Origin of the sequence: Enemella evansiae (assembly GCF_002250705.1) — a bacterium.
Taxonomy (GTDB): domain Bacteria; phylum Actinomycetota; class Actinomycetes; order Propionibacteriales; family Propionibacteriaceae; genus Enemella; species Enemella evansiae.
Genome location: NZ_NMVP01000033.1, coordinates 178,639 through 195,523, shown reverse-complemented (window position 1 = coordinate 195,523; position 16,885 = coordinate 178,639). Strand labels below are relative to the sequence as shown.

The following is a 16,885-nucleotide window of genomic DNA, read 5'->3' as shown; positions in this document are numbered from 1 at the left end:
CGCCGACCCGCCAACCCTGCAACAATCACGCGCCGGGACGCATCGCAAACGAAAGGCACACCGATGACCAACGCCGCCCCCCAGACCCCGCTGCGGGTCGCGCTGCTCGGTTGCGGCGTGGTCGGTTCCGAGGTGGCCCGGGTGATCACCCAGCAGTCGGAGGACCTCACCGCCCGGATCGGGCGACCGCTGGAACTCACCGGGATCGCGGTCCGGCGGACCGGGATCGAGCGGCCCGGCCTGGACCCGGCGCTGTTCACCACCGACGCCGAGTCGCTGGTGGCCCGCGACGACGTGGACCTGGTGGTCGAGCTGATCGGCGGCATCGAGCCCGCCCGCTCGCTGATCCTGACCGCGCTGCGCGGCGGTGCCTCGGTGGTCACCGCGAACAAGGCGCTGCTGGCCGAGGACGGGGCGACACTGTTCGCCGCGGCCGAGCAGGCGGGTGTCGACCTCTATTTCGAGGCCTCGGTGGCCGGTGCGATCCCGATCATCCGGCCGTTGCGCGAGTCGCTGGTGGGCGATGAGATCACCGCGGTGATGGGCATCGTCAACGGCACCACCAACTTCATCCTGGACAAGATGCACACCGAGAGCGCGGGTTTCGACGACGTGCTCGCCGAGGCCCAGTCCCTCGGCTATGCCGAGGCCGACCCGACCGCGGACGTGGAGGGTTTCGACGCCGCGGCCAAGGCGGCGATCCTGGCCAGCCTGGCCTTCCACAGCCGGGTCACCGCGGCCGACGTCCATCGGGAGGGGATCACCGAGATCAGCCAGTCCGATGTCGCCGCCGCCGAGGCGATGGACTGCACGGTGAAGGCGCTGGCGATCTGTCGGCTGGAACCGGGTGAGGACGGCGAGCAGACCATCTCGGTCCGCACGCATCCGGCGATGATCCCCAACTCCCATCCGCTGGCCTCGGTCGGCGGGGCCTACAACGCGGTCTTCGTCGAATCCCGCAATGCCGGCCGGCTGATGTTCTACGGTCCCGGCGCCGGCGGTGCGCCGACCGCCAGCGCGGTGCTCGGCGACCTGGTCACGGTGGCCCGCAACCGGGTCCGCGGCGCGGCCGGGCCGGGGGAGTCCAACTACGCCCAGCGTCCGGTGGTGCCGATCGGTCAGGTCGCCACCCGCTACTTCCTCTCCCTCGAGGTCAACGACCAGGCCGGTGTGCTGGCCGAGATCGCCAACTGCTTCGCCACCCACCAGGTGTCGGTGCAGACGCTGCGCCAGGAGAGCTCGCCGCGGCCGGGCCGGGAGGGCGCCCGGTTGGTCGTGGTCACCCATACCGCCGACGATGCCGCCCTGAGCGCGACCGTCGCCGCCCTGCGCGAGCTGCCGGTGGTGCACGAGGTGCTCTCGGTGATGCGCGTCGAGGGCGAGTGATGGCACCGGCGGCCGAGCCGCTGCCGGCGGGGCGCACCGCCCGGATCCGGGTCCCGGCGAACAGTGCGAATCTCGGGCCCGGGTTCGACAGCCTCGGGATGGCCTTCGACTGGTACGACGACTGCGAGCTCGAGGTGCTCACCGAGGGGGTCGAGGTGCGGGTCACCGGTGAGGGTGCCGAGACCGTGCCGAGCGACCGGACGCATCTGGTGATCGCCTGTCTGGATCGCGGCCTGGCGGCCCTGGGGGCGTACGCCCCGGGGGTGCGGTTGGTGGCCCACAACACGATCCCGCACACCCGCGGCCTGGGGTCCTCGGCCGCTGCGGCGGTGGCCGGCCTGCGGGCCGCCTGGACACTGGCCCGGCCGGAGGCGCCCGTCGATGAGAGCTGGCTGCTCGAGCAGGCGTACGCCGTCGAGGGCCATGCCGACAACGTCGCCGCCGCGATCCTGGGCGGTTTCGTGCTCACCTGGGTCGATGACGAGACCGGTGCCGGGGTGCATGCGGTGCCCGCACCGGTGCATCCCGACGTCCGGATCCTGGCCTATGTGCATGCCGAGCCGGTGGCGACCCGGACCGCCCGCGGCGTCCTGCCCGAATCGGTGCCACACGCCGAGGCCGCCGCCAATGCCGCCCGCGCCGCACTGCTCACCCATGCCCTCGGCCGCGCCCCGGAACTGCTGCTCCCGGCGACCCGCGAATGGCTGCACCAGGACCAGCGCACCGAGCTGATGCCGGAGTCGCTGGATCTGCTGAAATCCCTGCGAGCAAAGGGATTCGGGGCGGTGATCAGTGGTGCCGGGCCGACCGTGCTGGTGCTCACCGACGCGGACCGGGCCGCGCAGCTGGACGGCTCGGAGGCGCCGGGGTTCACCCTGCACCGGTTGGGCCTCGGCCGCGGTGCGACCAGCGAGTCGTGAGGACTGAGTGGCCCATCTCTTGCCGGGAGTGCTAGCCTCGTTGGTGACGAGGGACCCTTCGGTCCTCTCGATGCGCCTCACAGGTCAGGCGCGACGATCCTCCGCATTCGATCACGATGAGCGTGTCCGGATCGTCTGAGGACCGTGTCCCGCCGGTGGGCGGGGCATAGGACCGGGGCCTGATCCGAAAGACCACCACAGGTGGTGTGACCCCACACAGCCGAGCGGGTTCAAAGGGAACGACGCGGCTGGCCGGGAAAGGAAACCAGTGACAGAAACCACCGAGATGCCGACCACCGGGACCGAGCAGGCCCCCACGGGACGGCGTCGCAAGGGTTCGGGCCTGGACGCGATGGTGCTGCCCGAGCTGAAGCAGCTCGCCTCCTCGCTCGGTCTGAAGGGCACCGGCGCGATGCGCAAGGGCCAACTCATCGAAGCCATCAAGGCCGCCCAGGGCGGCCAGGGCGGCCAGGGCGGCCAGGGCGGTCAGAATCGGCAGTCGGACGGTGGCGGTGCGCCGAAGCGCGACCAGCAGCCGCGCGCCGAGCGCACCGAGCAGCCCCGCGAGGAGCGCGCGCCCGAGCAGCCGCAGCGCACCGAGCGCACCGAGCAGCCGCGCGGCGAGCAGCAGGAACTGCCCGCGGAGGACACCCGGCGGGATCTGGCGCGCCGGCTGGAGGCCGAGCGGCGCAACGCCGAGAACCGCCAGGGCGACCAGCCAGACCAGGGCGGCCGCGAGGACCAGCCCCGGCGCGAGCAGGGCGACGACCGCGACCAGCGCCGCAACCGCGACCAGAACCGTGACCAGAACCGCGACGGCAATCGGGACCGCGACACCAACCGCGAGGGTGGGCGCGACCGCGACGGCAATCGCGAGAACAGCAACCGCGAGAACCGCGAGAACAACCGGGACCGGAACGACAACCGGGATCGCAACGACAACCGGGATCGCAACGACAACCGGGACCGCAACGACAACCGGGACCGCGACAACGACGACGAGGGCGGTTCCCGCCGCAGCCGTCGGCGCCGCAACCGGGACCGGAACAACCGCCGCAACCGCGGATCGGGCATGGACCGGATGGACGCCGAGCCGCAGATCAGCCCCGACGATGTGCTGATCAACGTCTCCGGCATCCTCGACGTGCTCGACTCCTACGCCTTCGTGCGCACCACCGGCTACCTGCCGGGTCCCGAGGACGCGTACGTCTCGCTCTCCATGGTCCGCAAATACGGGCTGCGCAAGGGTGACGTCGTCGCCGGTGCGTTGCGCCAGCCGCGCGAGGGGGAGCGCAAGGAGAAGTTCAACCCGCTGGTGCGGATCGATTCCATCAACGGCGCCGATCCCGAGCAGGCCAAGCAGCGGCCGGACTTCAACAAGCTGACCCCGCTCTATCCGCAGGAGCGCCTGCGGCTGGAGACCACGCCGACCAACATGACCGGCCGGATCATCGACATGGTCTCGCCGATCGGCAAGGGCCAGCGTGGTCTGGTCGTCTCGCCGCCGAAGGCCGGCAAGACGATGATCATGCAGAACATCGCCAACGCGATCACGCTGAACAACCCCGAGGTGCACCTGATGGTGGTCCTCGTGGACGAGCGGCCCGAGGAGGTCACCGACTTCGAGCGGACCGTCTCCGGTGAGGTCATCGCCTCCACCTTCGACCGGCCCGCCAGCGACCACACCACGGTCGCCGAGCTGGCGATCGAGCGGGCCAAGCGGCTCGTCGAGCTCGGTCATGACGTGGTCGTGCTGCTGGACGGCATCACCCGGCTCGGCCGGGCGTACAACATCGCCGCCCCGGCATCGGGCCGGATCCTCTCCGGTGGTGTCGACTCGGCCGCGCTCTATCCGCCGAAGAAGTTCTTCGGTGCCGCGCGCAACATCGAGAACGGCGGTTCGCTGACGATCCTGGCCACCGCGCTGATCGAGACCGGCTCGAAGATGGACGAGGTGATCTTCGAGGAGTTCAAGGGCACCGGCAACATGGAGCTCCGGCTGCGCCGCGAGTTCGCCGACAAGCGGATCTTCCCGGCCATCGACACGGTCGGCTCCAGCACCAGGCGTGAGGAGCTGCTGCTCAGCCGCGAGGAGCTGGCGATCATCTGGAAGCTGCGCCGGGTGCTGTCCAGCCAGGACGGCCAGCAGTCGCTGGAGATGCTGCTCAACCGGATGAAGAAGACCCGCTCGAACGCGGAGTTCCTGATGGCGATCTCCAAGACCACCCCGGGTCGCGACGACTGACGCTGCTCGCGTCTGGGTTCATCTCGACACGCAGTTCATCTCGACACGCGCCCCCGGCACCGCTTCGCGGCGCCGGGGGCGCTACTCGATGAACGTGGGGGGGGGTGTCGCCCGCGGCCGGATGCGGCGCCGGGGGCGCTACTCGATGAACGTCAGCGTGGGTTGGCGCGCATCTCGCGGACCTGACCGACCAGGGTGTGGAAGACCGGGGCCAGGTCGTCGGGTTCGTCGTCGGTCCAGCGGCGGCCGACCAGTTCGAGTGGGAAGAAGGTGGCCTGCATCGGCTGCGGGTCGATGTCGACCAGGGCCAGGTCGGTACCGAGGTCGTCGTGCAGCACCACCCAACGCAGCCGCAGTTCGTCGGCGAGCAGCTGGCCCATCGCCGCACCGCAGACCGTGATCAGCGGGTTCGGATCGGGGCGCTCGGCCTCCGGCATCGCGAACCACTCGCTGCGATATTCCTCGAAGAAGGCGGCCAACCGGTCGACATCGGTGTCGATGCCCTGCTCGGCCGCGGTCGCGAGCAACTGATCCAGCCAATCCCGTTGGCCGTCATCGAGTTCGCTGATCTGCTGGTTGGACGTCCCCGGTTCCACCATGTGGTCATCCTCGCACGAGCGCCAGCCGCAGGCGTACGCCGACGCCGAAGTCCGGGCGGGTCAGCGGGCGGTCGCTCAGCTCCGCCTCGACCTGGTCGAGCAGATCCTCCAGGCAGGCATCGTGCAGTGGCACGATGCCGTGGCGCAGCAGCAGGTTCGGACGGATCAGGTTGATCGTGTGCGTCCAGCGAACCCGGCCGTCGGGCTCCTCGGTCAGTTCCAGGCGGTGATCACCGGTCAGATCCTTCGTGAACTGGAATCCCATCCGATCCGGGGTCACCTCGACGACCCGGTACCGGATCGGGCCGTGGCCGCCGTCGGCGCCCGGGATCGGGCCCTGGTCGCCGAACCAGATCCGCGGCCAGCGATCCTTCGGCCAGACGCGATCACCGGGCGTGGCCAGGGTGGCGAGCAGGGCGCGGGAGCGGGCCAGGTCACCCGGCACCGTGCGCTGGTGGACGTTGCTGATCCCGGTGTCGGTCCGGGTGGTGTGACGAGTGCCCATGATGGCCTCCATACGATTGCGTATGGAATGACCATACGGCGGCGTACGGTAACCTGACAACGTGACCTCGCGCACTCGTCTCTCCCGCACCGACTGGATCGCCGGTGCACTCGCGCTCTGCGCCGAGGAGGGGTTCAACCGGGTCGCGGTGGAGCCGCTCGCCGCCCGGCTCGGCACCACCAAGGGCAGCTTCTACTGGCACTTCGGCTCCCGCGACGAGTTGCTGCAGGCGATGCTCGAGGCCTGGGAGCGGGAGCACACGGCCGGGGTGATCACCGAGGTCGAGGCCCGCGAACCCGCCGACCGGCTGCGGAAGCTGGTGCGCAACGCCTTCGGACTCAGTTCGGCCGATGCGGACGGGCGCACCGAACGAGCCGTCCTGGCCGCCGCCGATCATCGGCTGGTCGCCCCGGTGGTGGAGCGGGTCCGGCGGGCGCGGGTGGGTTATCTGGAGGAACTGTTCGCCGCGACCGGGTTGCCGGCGGCGCGGGCCCGGGCGCGGGCACGGGTGGCGTACGCCACCTATCTGGGCAGCCTGCAGCTCGGCTATCCCGAGCCGGGTGCGGTCACCGCCGAGGAGCTGATCGATGAGGTCGTCGCCGTGCTCGGGGCGCCCTGAGGGTGACGATCCCGATGCTGATCACCGTCACCAGGCAGCCGAGCAGCTGCACCGGGCCGACCCGCTCACCGAGCACCAGCACCCCGAGGAGCACCGCCAGCACCGGCTGGGCGAGCATCAGCGAGCCGGTGACGGCCGGTTCCAGGCGCCGCGCGGCACGGCCGATCAGCAGCCATGGTGCGGTCTGGCCGAGCAGCGCCAGCGCGACCATCAGTCCCCAGCCGGCCGGTTCCAGGCGGAAGCTCGCCCCACTCAACACCGCGTACGCCCCGGCGGTCCCGGCGGCGCCCGCGGTCGCCCAGGCCACCGGCGTCACGGTGTGCGGTGCGTACGCCCCCGCCCGCCGCAGTGCGTACATGTAGACGCCGTAGGTGATCCCGGAGAACAGCCCGAGCAGCACCCCGCGCACGCTCACCGAACCTGAGCCGCCGCCCAGGCCGACCAGCCCGACGCCGGCCAGCATCAGCGGCAGCGCCACCCAGAAGCGGTGTCGCACCGGCTCCTTGTCCAGCAGCAGCGCCAGCAGCGGCAGCACCACCACCTGGACGTTGATCAGCACCGTGGTCACCCCGGCGCCGGAATCGTGCACGGCCTGCGCCCAGGCGACGTAGTCCGCGCCCAGGAAGACCCCGCCGATGATCGCGATCCAGCGCGCCCGGTGGTCGAACGCCCCGCGCCGGCGTACCTCCAGCCAGGCCAGCGGTACCAGCGGGATGAGCGCCAGCGCGCAGCGCAGGGTGGCGACGGTGGCCGCCGGGATGCCGGGCGCCAGGCCGACCAGGATCGGCGAGACCGAGAGGCAGAGCACGCCGAGCAGGACCGCCAGGGTGGGGGCGGTCGTGCTCCCGGTCCGGGTCTGCTCGCTGGTCGTGGTCACCGGTCCAGTCTGAGTCCGGGAAACCCATAGCACCAGTTCGTATTGCTGACCTAGAGTGCTAAGCGTGAGTGAAGAGTTGCTGGCCGCCCGAGAAAGGCTCACCTGGGACCGGCTGCGGGTGCTGGACGCGCTGGCCGAGCACGGGTCGGTGGCGGCCGCGGCCGCGGCGCTGCACGTCACCGCGCCCGCGGTCTCCCAGCAGCTCCGCAAACTGGAACGCGAATGCCGGACCCGGCTGGTCGAGCCCGACGGCCGCGGCATCCGGCTGACCGCTGCCGGCCGGATGCTCGCCGGCCATGCGCGCACCGCCGCGGAGGCGGTGCAGGCGGCGGTCCGCGCGCTCGCCGAGCTGGACGGTGAGGCGATCGGGCCGGTACGCCTCGGCGCGGTCGGCAGCGTCATCCGCGGGATCGTCCCCGAGGCGCTGACCCGGCTCGCCGAGCGGCACCCCGGGCTGCAACCCCAGCTCTTCGACGGCGAGGGCGTACACATGATCCCGAGGCTGCGCACCGGTGAACTGGACCTGCTGATCATCGAGTCCTGGAGTTCGCGGCCGCTGAACCTGCCGGCCCGGATCGGCGGGGAGGTGATCAGCGACGAGGAGGTCTTCGTCGCGCTCCCCGAGGCCCACCCGCTGGCCGGCCGGGACGAGGTCCCGCTCGCCGAGCTGGCCGAGGATCCGTGGACCGCCTGCCCGGCCGGTACCGACGCCTACGAGGCTCTGGTGCAGGCCGTCCGGGACGCCGGCGCGGAGCCGGGCGTACGCCATCAGCTCACCGACTACACCAGTCAGCTCGCCCTGGTGGCCGCCGGGCACGCGGTCTCCCTGGTACCCGAGCTGGCCCGCCGGACCGCCCCGGTGGGGATCGCCTTCCGGCCCTGCCGGACCCGGGTCACCCGGCGGCTGGTGGTCGCCCACGTCACCGACCGGGCCACCCCGGCGATCCGCGCCTGCATCGAGGCCTGCCGCGAGAGCGTGACTCAGGCGGCCTGACCCTCCTCGACCCGGTCGGAGGTATCGGCACCGGAGCCGAGCAGCGCCTTGTAGAGCACGCCGGCGAGGGCGGCGCCGACGATCGGCGCGACCCAGAACAGCCAGAGCTGACCGGGGGCGCCCGCGCCGTTGAAGAACGCGACCGCGGTGGAGCGGGCCGGGTTCACCGAGGTGTTGGTGACCGGGATCGAGATCAGGTGGATCAGCGTCAGCGCCAGACCGATGGCGATCGGCCCGAAGCCCTTCGGGGCCCGCGCGTCGGTCGCGCCGAGGATCACGAACAGGAAGAACATCGTCAGCACGATCTCGATCACCAGCGCGGCGACCAGGCTGTAACCATCGGGGGAGTTCGCGCCGTAACCGTTGGCGGCCATGTTGCCGGTGGCGCTGAAGCCCGGCTTGCCGGAGGCGATCAGCAGCAGCACCGCACCGGCGACCAGGCCGGCGATGACCTGGGTGACGATGTAGGGCAGCACGTCCTTCCACGGGGTGCGCCCGGCGATCGCGGTACCGATGCTGACCGCGGGGTTGAAGTGACCGCCGGAGATGTGGCCGACGGCGTAGGCCATGGTGAGCACGGTGAGGCCGAACGCCAGCGCGACGCCGACGTAGCCGATGCCGACCTGGAAGGGCTGACCGTCACCGGTCTTGCCCATCGCCACGGCGGCGAAGATCGCCGAGCCGCAGCCGCCGAAGACGAGCCAGAACGTGCCGAGGAATTCGGCTGCCAGGCGTTTGCCGAGAGTTGGGTTCTTCATGGAGACCTCCGAGGTCGGGAGTGGGAAGGGAAAGTCCGTCGGGGTGGTCGTCGTTGACCCGTGGAGCGCTGCACAGCCTACGGCCTGTGGCCGGGAACATTTGGACCTGCGTCGGCGTTGGGGCACAATAGCGAGTCGGTCCGGTTCACCCCACATCTCCGATCGGGGACCCGGACACACAAGACCAAGGAGAGAACATGAAGAGTGGGATCCATCCCAACTACGGTGAGACCCGGGTGACCTGCACCTGTGGCAACACCTTCGTCACCAACAGCACCGCCGAGGGCGGCGTGATCCGCGCCGAGGTGTGCTCCAATTGCCACCCGTTCTACACCGGCAAGCAGAAGATCCTCGACACCGGCGGCCGCGTCGCCCGGTTCGAGAAGCGCTACGCCAAGGCCGGTGCGAACAAGAAGAAGTAACTTCTTCATCGCGGGCGCCGGGGTCGGACACTGGTCCGGACCCGGCGCCTCGTCGTTGGTCAGCAGGTCGGAGCAGGAACGGAGATCGGGTGTTCGAGTCGGCGGAGCCGTTGCGGGCCGAGTACGCCGAATTGGAGCGTGCCCTGGCCGACCCCGAGGTGCACGCCGACCCGGTGCGCGCCCGGCGTACCGGCCGCCGTTACGCCGAACTGATGCCGGTGGTGAAGGCCCTCGACGAACACGCCCGGATCACCGACGACCTGGCCGCCGCCCAGGAGCTCGCCGCCGAGGACCCCGGTTTCGCCGCGGAGGCGGACACCCTCGGTCTACGCCTGAGCGAGGTGACCGAACGGCTCACCCGGCTGCTCGCCCCCCGCGACCCCAACGACTCCGCCGACGCGCTGCTGGAGATCAAATCCGGTGAGGGCGGGGAGGAATCGGCACTGTTCGCCGGCGACCTGCTGCGGATGTACACCCGCTACGCCGAGACCCGCGGCTGGAACCTCGAGGTGCTCGACTCCCAGGAGACCGACCTGGGCGGGTTCAAATCGGTCACCGTCGCGGTGAAGGCCCGCGGTGACGCCGATCCGGACAACCTGCCCTATGGGGTCTTGAAGTTCGAGGGCGGGGTGCACCGGGTGCAGCGGGTCCCGGTGACCGAGACCCAGGGCCGCATCCACACCTCCGCGGCCGGTGTCCTGGTGATGCCCGAGGTCGAGGAGACCGACGTCGAGATCGACGAGAAGGACCTGCGCATCGACGTCTTCCGCTCCTCAGGCAAGGGCGGCCAGGGGGTCAACACCACCGACTCCGCGGTCCGGATCACCCACCTGCCCACCGGCACCGTCGTCTCCTGCCAGAACGAACGCTCCCAGCTGCAGAACAAGCAGCAGGCGATGCGGGTGCTGCGCGCCCGGCTCGCCGCCGTCGCCGAGGAACAGGCCGCCGCCGAGGCGTCCACCGCCCGCGCCTCGCAGGTGCGTACCGTCGACCGCTCGGAGCGGATCCGCACCTACAACTTCCCCGAGAACCGGATCGCCGACCACCGGATCGGCTACAAGGCCTACAACCTCGACCAGGTGCTCGCCGGTGACCTGTCCGGGGTCGTCGAAGCCCTGCAGGAAGCGGATCTTTCCGCCCGGTTGCAGGCCGCCGGGCAGAACCCCTGAGCCGATACCCTCGCTGCCATGACCGCTGACTTCGAGGACGTGTTGTCCCGGCTCAACGACACCGTCGATCAGGCCGCCACCTCGCCCGAGCTGGGCGAGCTGCCCGAGGTCGAGGGCGAGGCCGCCGCCTACGACGACCGGATCAGCGTCAAGGTACGCGCCGGCAAGGTGACCGACCTGGAGATCCAGCCCCTCGCCATGCGGCTCAGCAACGCCGACCTGGCCGAACACGTGACCACCGCGGTGAACGCGGCGCTCGCCGACTACGCGGAGAAGATCACCGCCGCGCTGACCGAGACCGAGACCACCGACTTCGGGTCGCTGATGACCTCCACCCGGCAGCTGCAGAACGACAGCCTGCGCGCGATGAAGGCCTACACCGAATCCCTGTTCGACGCCCTGAACCAGGTGAAGCGCAATGGCTGACCAGCTCAACTACAACACCGCGCAGCTGCGTACCGGCGGCAAGGGCGTCAGCGACGCCGGTGCCGACCTGGAGCAGAAGTTCCAGAACCTGCTCAACGAGTGCAGCGACATGTCGGTCTTCGGCCCGGGCAACGACACCGTCGGCCCGATCGCCCAGATGATCTACCAGGCCGTGCTGGAACGGGTCACCGAGACCGTGCAGAGCTCGGCCGGTTCCTACAAGGACTTCGGTGAGAAGATGAACCTGGCCGCCGACATCTACGATCAGGGCGAGCAGGACAACAGCCAGATCGCCAACTCCACCTCGAGCGGTGGCGGGACGAGGGCCGTCTGATGGCGGTGATGCTCCCGGGTGAGGTCTCGCACCTGCTGAACCTGCTCGGCTTCGAATGGCCCGAGGTCAACGAGGACAAGATGTTCGACTGGGGTGGGCGCTGGGTCTCGTTCTGCAACGAGGTGCAGGGCCCGCGCGGCGGCGCCGACGAGGGCGCCCGGACCGCGCTGCTGGAGAACCGCGACGCCGGCATGGAGGCGTTCAAGAAGCAGTTCTACGAGAGCCAGGACAACGTGATGCAGGTCGTCACCGATCTCGGCTCCGCGGCCGGGATCATCGGCGGCTGCCTGTTCGTGATCGGCGCCCTGGTGATCGCGCTGAAGATCGTCGTGGTGGTGCAGCTGGTCGCCCTCGCCATCCAGATCGCCTCCGCCATCGCCGCCGCCGTACCGACCGCCGGCGCCTCCCTGGCCTGGATCCCGGTCGCCAAGATCATCGCCGGCCGGGCCATCCAGTTCGCGATCAACTTCACCATCGAGAAGTTGCTCGCTTGAGATGAAGCTCGGGAAGGCGGGGATGGGCTTCATCGGCCCCCGATCGTGGCTCAACGAGCCCGTACCGGATGAAGTCGATCCACAGGACGTGAGGGTGATCGACCGGTTGGCCAGCGCCGAGCCGATTCGTCGCCTGCTGGGTCGACACGTCGATTACTACGGCGAGATCCTTCCGACGGTCGTCCTTGCCGAGGTGGCCGATTGGGTGGGTGAGCAGGTTTCGGAGGGGCATCCCGGCCGAGCCAGGCCGGTACTCGACGCGTTGGAGCAGGAACTGCGGGACCATCCCGCCGAATCGGACAACCTGATCTCGGTCGGGTTCGTGGAGAGCCTCGGCGGCGAAACGTACGCGGCAGAGGTGCGGCGGATCGCTCCGCCACTGTTGGCCGCGCTCTGCGACGAACTGCTGTGAGGATCCCGGAGCTGATCCGGGCGGCGGCCGGTCGGCTGCCCGGGCCGTCGGCCGACGCCGAGGCGCGGACCCTGCTGGCGCACGTGCTCGGCGTACCCACGACGCGGCTGGTGCTCGCCGACGATCCGACCCCCGACCAGCAGGCACTGTTCGACGAGTTGATTCACGAGCGGGCGGCCGGTACGCCGCTGCAGCACCTCACCGGCGAGGCGCATTTCCGGACGGTACGCCTGGCGGTCGGCCCGGGCGTGTTCGTACCCCGCCCGGAGACCGAGGTGATGACCGGCTGGGCGCTCGACCGGCTCGCCGAACTGCGCGCCGCCGGCGCCGAGCGGCCGCGGGTCGTCGAACCCTGCACCGGGTCCGGGGCGATCTCCCTGGCCCTGCACGCCGAGGCGCCGGAGACCGAGCTGCACGCGGTCGAACTCTCCGAGGAGGCGTACGCCTGGGCGGCGCGCAACCTCACCGGCACCGGGGTCGACCTGCGCCAGGGTGACATGGCCGACGCCTTCGGCGATCTGGACGGCACCGTCGACCTGGTGATCTGCAACCCGCCCTACATCCCGCTCACCGCCTGGGAGGGCGTACCGGCCGAGGTCCGTGACCACGATCCCGAACTCGCCCTCTTCTCCGGCACCGACGGGCTGGACGCGATCCGGGTGCTCACCGACGTCGCCGCCCGACTGTTGCGGCCCGGCGGGCTGGTCTGCGCCGAGCACGCCGAGGTGCAGCAGCGCAGCGCCGCGGAGGTGTTCCTCGCCCATGGCGGGTTCGATCAGGTCCGCGATCACCGCGACCTGACCGACCGGCCGCGCTTCGTCACCGCGCGTCGCCGGTGAGTGGCGGGGCCGCCGAGGTGGCAGGATTGACGCCGTGACCGAGGAGGAACCCGAGAACGAGCCCATCGGCGCCGCCGCGCCCGATGACGCACCGAGCTACCAGCGCTTCGACTGCCGCGAGCCCGACCAGCGCGCCGCCGGCATCGACGCGGCCCGGCGAGCCGTGGAGGCGGGGGAGTGCGTGGTGCTGCCGACCGACACCGTCTATGGCATCGGCGCCAACTCCTTCTCCGCCAGCGCGGTGCAGCGGCTGTTGGACGCCAAGGGCCGGGGCCGCGACATGCCGCCACCGGTGCTGATCGCCGAGCCGTCGGTGATGATGGCGCTCGGCCGGGACATCCCCGAGCCGGCCAAGCGGCTCGCCGAGCAGCACTGGCCGGGTCCGTTGACGATCATCCTGCAGGCCCAGCCGTCGCTGCAGATGGACCTGGGGGAGACCCGTGGCACCATCGCGGTCCGGGTACCCGACCACGAGCTGGCCCGGGAGCTGCTCCGGGCCACCGGCCCGCTGGCGGTCTCCAGTGCCAACCGCACCGGCCGGCCCGCCGCCACCGATGCCGAGGTCGCCGCCGACCAGCTCGGCGACCGGGTCGCGGTCTACCTCGACGACGGGCCGACCCGCGGTGCCGAGTCGTCCACCATCGTCGACTTCACCCGCTCCGACTACGGGGCGGTGGTCCGCCACGGCGCGCTGAGCATCGACGAGCTGCGGCGTACCGTGCCCTATCTCGACGACCGGGCACCGGCACCGGCCTCCGCCGGTCCCGAGGTCGAGCCCGAGCCCGCCCCCGGGCCGATCGCCGAGAACGAGAACGAGAGCAACGGGGCCGGCTGAGCGATGCGCGAATATCTCCTGGTGCTGCTGGTGACGGCGGCGACGACCTACCTGCTCAGCGGGTTGGCGCGTCGCGTCGCGCTGCGCACCGGGGCGGTCGCCAAGGTCCGGGACCGCGATGTGCACGCGATCCCGATCCCGTATTTCGGCGGGGTCGCGATGCTGCTCGGCGTGGGTGCGGCCTACGTGCTGTCCACCCATCTGCCGTTCCTCGGCCGCAATGTCTTGATCCAGCACGATTTCCGGGCGATCCTGCTGGCCGCGGTGGTGATCTCGATCGTCGGTGTCCTCGACGACCTGTTCGAGCTGAATGCGATCGCCAAGCTCGCCGGGCAGGTGCTCGCCGCCGGCCTGGTCGTCGCCCAGGGCGTGAAGATGCTCTGGATCCCGCTGCCGAACACGATCATCTCGCTGGGCGATTCGGAATCCATCGCGATCACGGTGTTCTTCATCGTGCTCTGCACCAATGCGGTCAACTACGTCGACGGGCTCGACGGGCTGGCCGCCGGAGTCGTCGCGATCGGGGCGATGGCCTTCTTCACCTACTCCTATCAGCTGGTCTACACCCAGGCACTGCCGCGGGCGCAGACCGCCAGCCTGTTGAGCATCGCGATCGCCGGCATCTGCATCGGCTTCCTGCCGCACAATTACTTCCCGGCGCGGATGTTCATGGGTGACTCCGGGGCGATGCTGCTCGGGTTGATGCTGGCCACCACCACGATCTCGCTGACCGGCCAGATCGACTCCGCCAAGCTGCAGGCCGAGGGGTCGGGGTTGATGGCGGCCTACCTGCCGCTGATCCTGCCGCTGGCGATCCTGGCGCTGCCGTTCCTGGATTTCCTGCTGGCCTTCATCAGGCGGACGTACGCCGGCAGGTGGTTCTGGGTGGCGGACAAGCAACACCTGCACCACCGGTTGCTGGAGCGCGGGCACTCACACCGGCGCGCGGTGCTGCTGATGTATGTCTGGACCGCGCTGATCTCCTTCGGCGTGATCGCGATCGGCATCACCCCGCGCTGGGAGATCGTCGCCATCGTCGTCGGGCTGATCGGTGTGGTGACTTATTTCACGCTCGGCGCCCCCGGCGGCACCCCCGGTTCCTCGGTGGCGACCCGGCAGGCCGAACGCGAGGCCGAGGCCCGCGTCCAGGAGACCCCGCCCGTCTGAGGCACCCCGCCGCGCCTGACCACCTGGTAGAACCCCGACCTCCGGGGTCGGGACGGTGGAGGAGTGTGCCGTGTCGCAGCACCCCGACCGTTTGTGCTAAGTTTCACAAGCAATCCTCCGGCGGGCCCCGCCGGGGTGGAATGACCTCGAGATGTGCGGGACGATGACGACTGTGACCGGTGCCGTGCCCCCTGGGCCAGCCTCCTCCGTGGGTGCCTCCCACGGCGGTGGTGTCATCGCGATCCAGCGTGCCCGTACCCTGCTCTTCGCCGGTCTGCTCGGCGCCCACGCCGCCGCCCTGCTCGCGATCGGCGTCTCGGCCGTCGCGATGGGGAAGCGGGGCCTGTTCGCCGCCCTCTTCGGCGCCGCACTGGTGATCGTCTTCCAGGTGATCGGGCAGGCCGTCCAGGTCCGCTTCGCCGCCGCCGACACCCGTACCGTGCTGGCCGCCACGCTGGCCTCCTTCGGCTTCCGCGTCGGGTTGATGCTCTTCGTGCTGTACGCCTGGTTCAACCTGGCCAGCGACCCGGCCAGCCTGGCCCGGGTGCCGCTGGTGGTCAGCGCCGCGCTGACCGTCACCGGGTGGCTGGCGGCCGAGGCGTACGCCCTGCACCGGCTCCGCGTGCCCTACTTCGATGAGCCGACCCAGGCGCCCGACTCATCAGACCCCAGTGGGGGTGAGGCGAAGTGACCATCGGCGTACGGACTGATAATGTTCCGCTGCGGAACCAGCAGGAGGGATCGGTGACCTTGGCCACCGCACGCGACGATCGCGAGCCGCAGGCGCGCTCCTCGGCCGATCGGGCCGCCGATGCCCGGGGTCAGAACGAGGCCATGCGGGTGCTGTCCTACCTGATCGCCGGACTGCTCTGCTACGGCGGGCTCGGGTGGTTGTTGGACCGCTGGTTGCAGACAAGCTTCTTGATGCCGATCGGTCTGGTGCTCGGCGCCGGACTGGGTGTCTACATCGTGATTCGCCGGATGTCGCACGAGCAGTCCGAGACTGCGACGGACGGAAAGTCCACTACCACTGGGAAGGAACGCCGGTGAACCCGTCCACGCCGCTGCTCCCGCTCGAAGGCGGCGGGGGCTACAAGCCGCCGAGCCTCGAGGACTTCAGATTCAACGGTCTGCCCGGCTGGTGGGACTCCGCCCCGGCGTGGCTGAACAAGCCCTTCGTGATGGCCGTGATCGCTGCGGTGCTGGTGATCGTGGTCTGGCTGCTCGCCTCCCGCAAGCTCACCGTGCTGCCCAGCAAGCGCCAGTTCTTCTGGGAGTACATCTACGACTTCATCCGCAACGGGGTCGCCCGCGATGCGCTGGGTCACGATTTCCGGCGCTACCTGCCCTACCTGCTCGGGCTGTTCTCCTTCATCTGGGTGAACAACGTCTTCGGGGTCTTCCCGCTGTTCATGTTCCCGACCTTCTCCAATGTCGGGTACGCCTGGGGTCTGGCCATCCTCAGCTGGATCATCTACAACGCCGCCGGCATCGCCCGGCACGGCGGGAAGTACTTCAAGAACAGCCTCTTCCCGGCCGGCGTCCCGGCCCCGCTCTACATCCTGATCACCCCGATCGAGCTGCTGTCGAACTTCATCGTCCGCCCGGTCACCCTCGGTCTGCGACTCTTCGGCAACATGTTCGCCGGCCACCTGGTGGTGCTGGTGTTCGTCGTCGGCGGCACCTACCTGCTGACCGAGTCCCAGGGCCTGTTCTACAAGTTCGCCGGCGGGGTGTCGCTGGTGTTCAGCTTCGCGATCTTCGCCCTCGAGCTGCTGGTCGCGACCCTGCAGGCCTACATCTTCACCGTGCTGACCGCTCAGTACGTCGCCTCCTCGCTCGCCGAGGAACACTGACCGCCCACCTGACCACCACAAAGACCGT

General features: G+C 70.1%; 21 protein-coding genes. 17 read left to right on the top strand and 4 right to left on the bottom strand.

Going from position 1 to position 16,885, the window contains the following annotated elements; all coding sequences use genetic code 11:
- Positions 1-63: 63 nt before the first annotated feature.
- The 3 genes from BI335_RS15015 to rho all read left to right on the top strand — a co-directional run bounded on the left by BI335_RS15015 (position 64) and on the right by rho (position 4,551).
- Entirely contained in the window at positions 64-1,386 is a 1,323-nt protein-coding gene (locus tag BI335_RS15015) for a homoserine dehydrogenase (protein WP_094355403.1), read from the top strand.
- Positions 1,386-2,306: a homoserine kinase gene (gene thrB, locus BI335_RS15010; protein WP_094431852.1), complete on the top strand. Its 921-nt coding sequence runs from the start codon at positions 1,386-1,388 to the stop codon at positions 2,304-2,306. The genes BI335_RS15015 and thrB overlap by 1 nt, the downstream gene beginning before the upstream one ends.
- A 286-nt stretch (positions 2,307-2,592) precedes the next feature.
- Positions 2,593-4,551, top strand: a complete 1,959-nt coding sequence (gene rho, locus BI335_RS15005) for a transcription termination factor Rho (RefSeq protein ID WP_094431850.1) — start codon at positions 2,593-2,595, stop codon at positions 4,549-4,551.
- A 152-nt stretch (positions 4,552-4,703) separates the two neighbouring features.
- Here the strand turns inward: rho and BI335_RS15000 are convergent, their stop codons facing one another.
- Together BI335_RS15000 and BI335_RS14995 are read right to left on the bottom strand one after the other, a co-directional pair.
- Positions 4,704-5,150 carry a DUF3806 domain-containing protein gene (locus tag BI335_RS15000; RefSeq protein ID WP_094431848.1) on the bottom strand — a complete coding sequence of 149 codons (447 nt, stop codon included), beginning with the start codon at positions 5,148-5,150 and terminating at the stop codon, positions 4,704-4,706.
- Positions 5,151-5,154: 4 nt separating this feature from the next.
- On the bottom strand, positions 5,155-5,655 hold the full coding sequence (locus tag BI335_RS14995; RefSeq protein ID WP_094431846.1) for a hypothetical protein: 501 nt from the start codon (positions 5,653-5,655) through the stop codon (positions 5,155-5,157).
- Between the two features lie 61 nt (positions 5,656-5,716).
- On the opposite strand from BI335_RS14995, the gene BI335_RS14990 reads away from it, so the two are divergent.
- Complete coding sequence (locus BI335_RS14990; protein ID WP_094428549.1) at positions 5,717-6,274, top strand: TetR/AcrR family transcriptional regulator; 558 nt, start codon at positions 5,717-5,719, stop codon at positions 6,272-6,274.
- Here the strand turns inward: BI335_RS14990 and BI335_RS14985 are convergent.
- The gene (locus BI335_RS14985; RefSeq protein ID WP_172421919.1) at positions 6,222-7,151 is read right to left on the bottom strand and encodes a DMT family transporter; all 930 of its coding nucleotides are present in this window, start codon (positions 7,149-7,151) and stop codon (positions 6,222-6,224) included. The genes BI335_RS14990 and BI335_RS14985 overlap by 53 nt on opposite strands.
- A gap of 64 nt (positions 7,152-7,215) precedes the next feature.
- Between BI335_RS14985 and BI335_RS14980 the strand changes: the two genes are divergently transcribed.
- On the top strand, positions 7,216-8,145 hold the full coding sequence (locus BI335_RS14980; RefSeq protein ID WP_229119615.1) for a LysR family transcriptional regulator: 930 nt from the start codon (positions 7,216-7,218) through the stop codon (positions 8,143-8,145).
- On the opposite strand, the gene aqpZ is transcribed toward BI335_RS14980, so the two are convergent.
- Positions 8,133-8,903, bottom strand: coding sequence for an aquaporin Z (gene aqpZ, locus BI335_RS14975; RefSeq protein ID WP_094431842.1), 771 nt, complete (start codon positions 8,901-8,903; stop codon positions 8,133-8,135). The genes BI335_RS14980 and aqpZ overlap by 13 nt on opposite strands.
- Positions 8,904-9,100: 197 nt before the next feature.
- Here aqpZ and rpmE point away from each other — a divergent pair, with 197 nt between their 5' ends.
- The 12 genes from rpmE (at position 9,101) to atpB (ending at position 16,857) form a co-directional block, all read left to right on the top strand.
- The gene (gene rpmE / locus BI335_RS14970) at positions 9,101-9,325 is read left to right on the top strand and encodes a 50S ribosomal protein L31 (RefSeq protein ID WP_094355393.1); all 225 of its coding nucleotides are present in this window, start codon (positions 9,101-9,103) and stop codon (positions 9,323-9,325) included.
- An 89-nt stretch (positions 9,326-9,414) separates the two neighbouring features.
- Positions 9,415-10,494 carry a peptide chain release factor 1 gene (gene prfA / locus BI335_RS14965; RefSeq protein WP_094428539.1) on the top strand — a complete coding sequence of 360 codons (1,080 nt, stop codon included), beginning with the start codon at positions 9,415-9,417 and terminating at the stop codon, positions 10,492-10,494.
- An 18-nt stretch (positions 10,495-10,512) separates the two neighbouring features.
- Positions 10,513-10,920, top strand: a complete 408-nt coding sequence (locus BI335_RS14960; protein WP_094355391.1) for a hypothetical protein — start codon at positions 10,513-10,515, stop codon at positions 10,918-10,920.
- On the top strand, positions 10,913-11,254 hold the full coding sequence (locus BI335_RS14955) for a hypothetical protein (protein ID WP_094400919.1): 342 nt from the start codon (positions 10,913-10,915) through the stop codon (positions 11,252-11,254). The genes BI335_RS14960 and BI335_RS14955 overlap by 8 nt, the downstream gene beginning before the upstream one ends.
- Positions 11,254-11,748 carry a WXG100-like domain-containing protein gene (locus tag BI335_RS14950; protein ID WP_094355389.1) on the top strand — a complete coding sequence of 165 codons (495 nt, stop codon included), beginning with the start codon at positions 11,254-11,256 and terminating at the stop codon, positions 11,746-11,748. The genes BI335_RS14955 and BI335_RS14950 overlap by 1 nt, the downstream gene beginning before the upstream one ends.
- A gap of 1 nt (position 11,749) precedes the next feature.
- Positions 11,750-12,160 carry a DUF7674 family protein gene (locus tag BI335_RS14945; protein ID WP_094431840.1) on the top strand — a complete coding sequence of 137 codons (411 nt, stop codon included), beginning with the start codon at positions 11,750-11,752 and terminating at the stop codon, positions 12,158-12,160.
- Positions 12,157-12,999, top strand: a complete 843-nt coding sequence (gene prmC, locus BI335_RS14940; RefSeq protein ID WP_208109124.1) for a peptide chain release factor N(5)-glutamine methyltransferase — start codon at positions 12,157-12,159, stop codon at positions 12,997-12,999. Before BI335_RS14945 ends, prmC begins: the two co-directional genes overlap by 4 nt.
- Before the next feature lie 34 nt (positions 13,000-13,033).
- Complete coding sequence (locus tag BI335_RS14935) at positions 13,034-13,834, top strand: L-threonylcarbamoyladenylate synthase (protein ID WP_229119614.1); 801 nt, start codon at positions 13,034-13,036, stop codon at positions 13,832-13,834.
- A 3-nt stretch (positions 13,835-13,837) separates the two neighbouring features.
- The gene (locus tag BI335_RS14930; RefSeq protein ID WP_094355386.1) at positions 13,838-15,001 is read left to right on the top strand and encodes a glycosyltransferase family 4 protein; all 1,164 of its coding nucleotides are present in this window, start codon (positions 13,838-13,840) and stop codon (positions 14,999-15,001) included.
- 208 nt (positions 15,002-15,209) lie between these two features.
- Positions 15,210-15,692 (top strand): hypothetical protein, encoded by a 483-nt coding sequence (locus BI335_RS14925; RefSeq protein ID WP_094355385.1) that lies wholly within the window; start codon positions 15,210-15,212, stop codon positions 15,690-15,692.
- 53 nt (positions 15,693-15,745) lie between these two features.
- Complete coding sequence (locus BI335_RS14920; protein ID WP_229117773.1) at positions 15,746-16,051, top strand: AtpZ/AtpI family protein; 306 nt, start codon at positions 15,746-15,748, stop codon at positions 16,049-16,051.
- Positions 16,048-16,857, top strand: coding sequence for a F0F1 ATP synthase subunit A (atpB, locus tag BI335_RS14915; RefSeq protein ID WP_094405217.1), 810 nt, complete (start codon positions 16,048-16,050; stop codon positions 16,855-16,857). Before BI335_RS14920 ends, atpB begins: the two co-directional genes overlap by 4 nt.
- Positions 16,858-16,885: the final 28 nt, after the last annotated feature.

Coding starts and splice junctions, on each gene's coding strand:
- BI335_RS14955 (WP_094400919.1), top strand. CDS start 10,913: ATGGCTGACCAGCTCAACTACAACACCGCGCAGCTGCGTACCGGCGGC.
- BI335_RS14930 (WP_094355386.1), top strand. CDS start 13,838: ATGCGCGAATATCTCCTGGTGCTGCTGGTGACGGCGGCGACGACCTAC.
- BI335_RS15000 (WP_094431848.1), bottom strand. CDS start 5,150: ATGGTGGAACCGGGGACGTCCAACCAGCAGATCAGCGAACTCGATGAC.
- thrB (WP_094431852.1), top strand. CDS start 1,386: ATGGCACCGGCGGCCGAGCCGCTGCCGGCGGGGCGCACCGCCCGGATC.
- rho (WP_094431850.1), top strand. CDS start 2,593: ATGCCGACCACCGGGACCGAGCAGGCCCCCACGGGACGGCGTCGCAAG.
- aqpZ (WP_094431842.1), bottom strand. CDS start 8,903: ATGAAGAACCCAACTCTCGGCAAACGCCTGGCAGCCGAATTCCTCGGC.
- BI335_RS14950 (WP_094355389.1), top strand. CDS start 11,254: ATGGCGGTGATGCTCCCGGGTGAGGTCTCGCACCTGCTGAACCTGCTC.
- BI335_RS14995 (WP_094431846.1), bottom strand. CDS start 5,655: ATGGGCACTCGTCACACCACCCGGACCGACACCGGGATCAGCAACGTC.
- rpmE (WP_094355393.1), top strand. CDS start 9,101: ATGAAGAGTGGGATCCATCCCAACTACGGTGAGACCCGGGTGACCTGC.
- BI335_RS14945 (WP_094431840.1), top strand. CDS start 11,750: ATGAAGCTCGGGAAGGCGGGGATGGGCTTCATCGGCCCCCGATCGTGG.
- BI335_RS15015 (WP_094355403.1), top strand. CDS start 64: ATGACCAACGCCGCCCCCCAGACCCCGCTGCGGGTCGCGCTGCTCGGT.
- BI335_RS14960 (WP_094355391.1), top strand. CDS start 10,513: ATGACCGCTGACTTCGAGGACGTGTTGTCCCGGCTCAACGACACCGTC.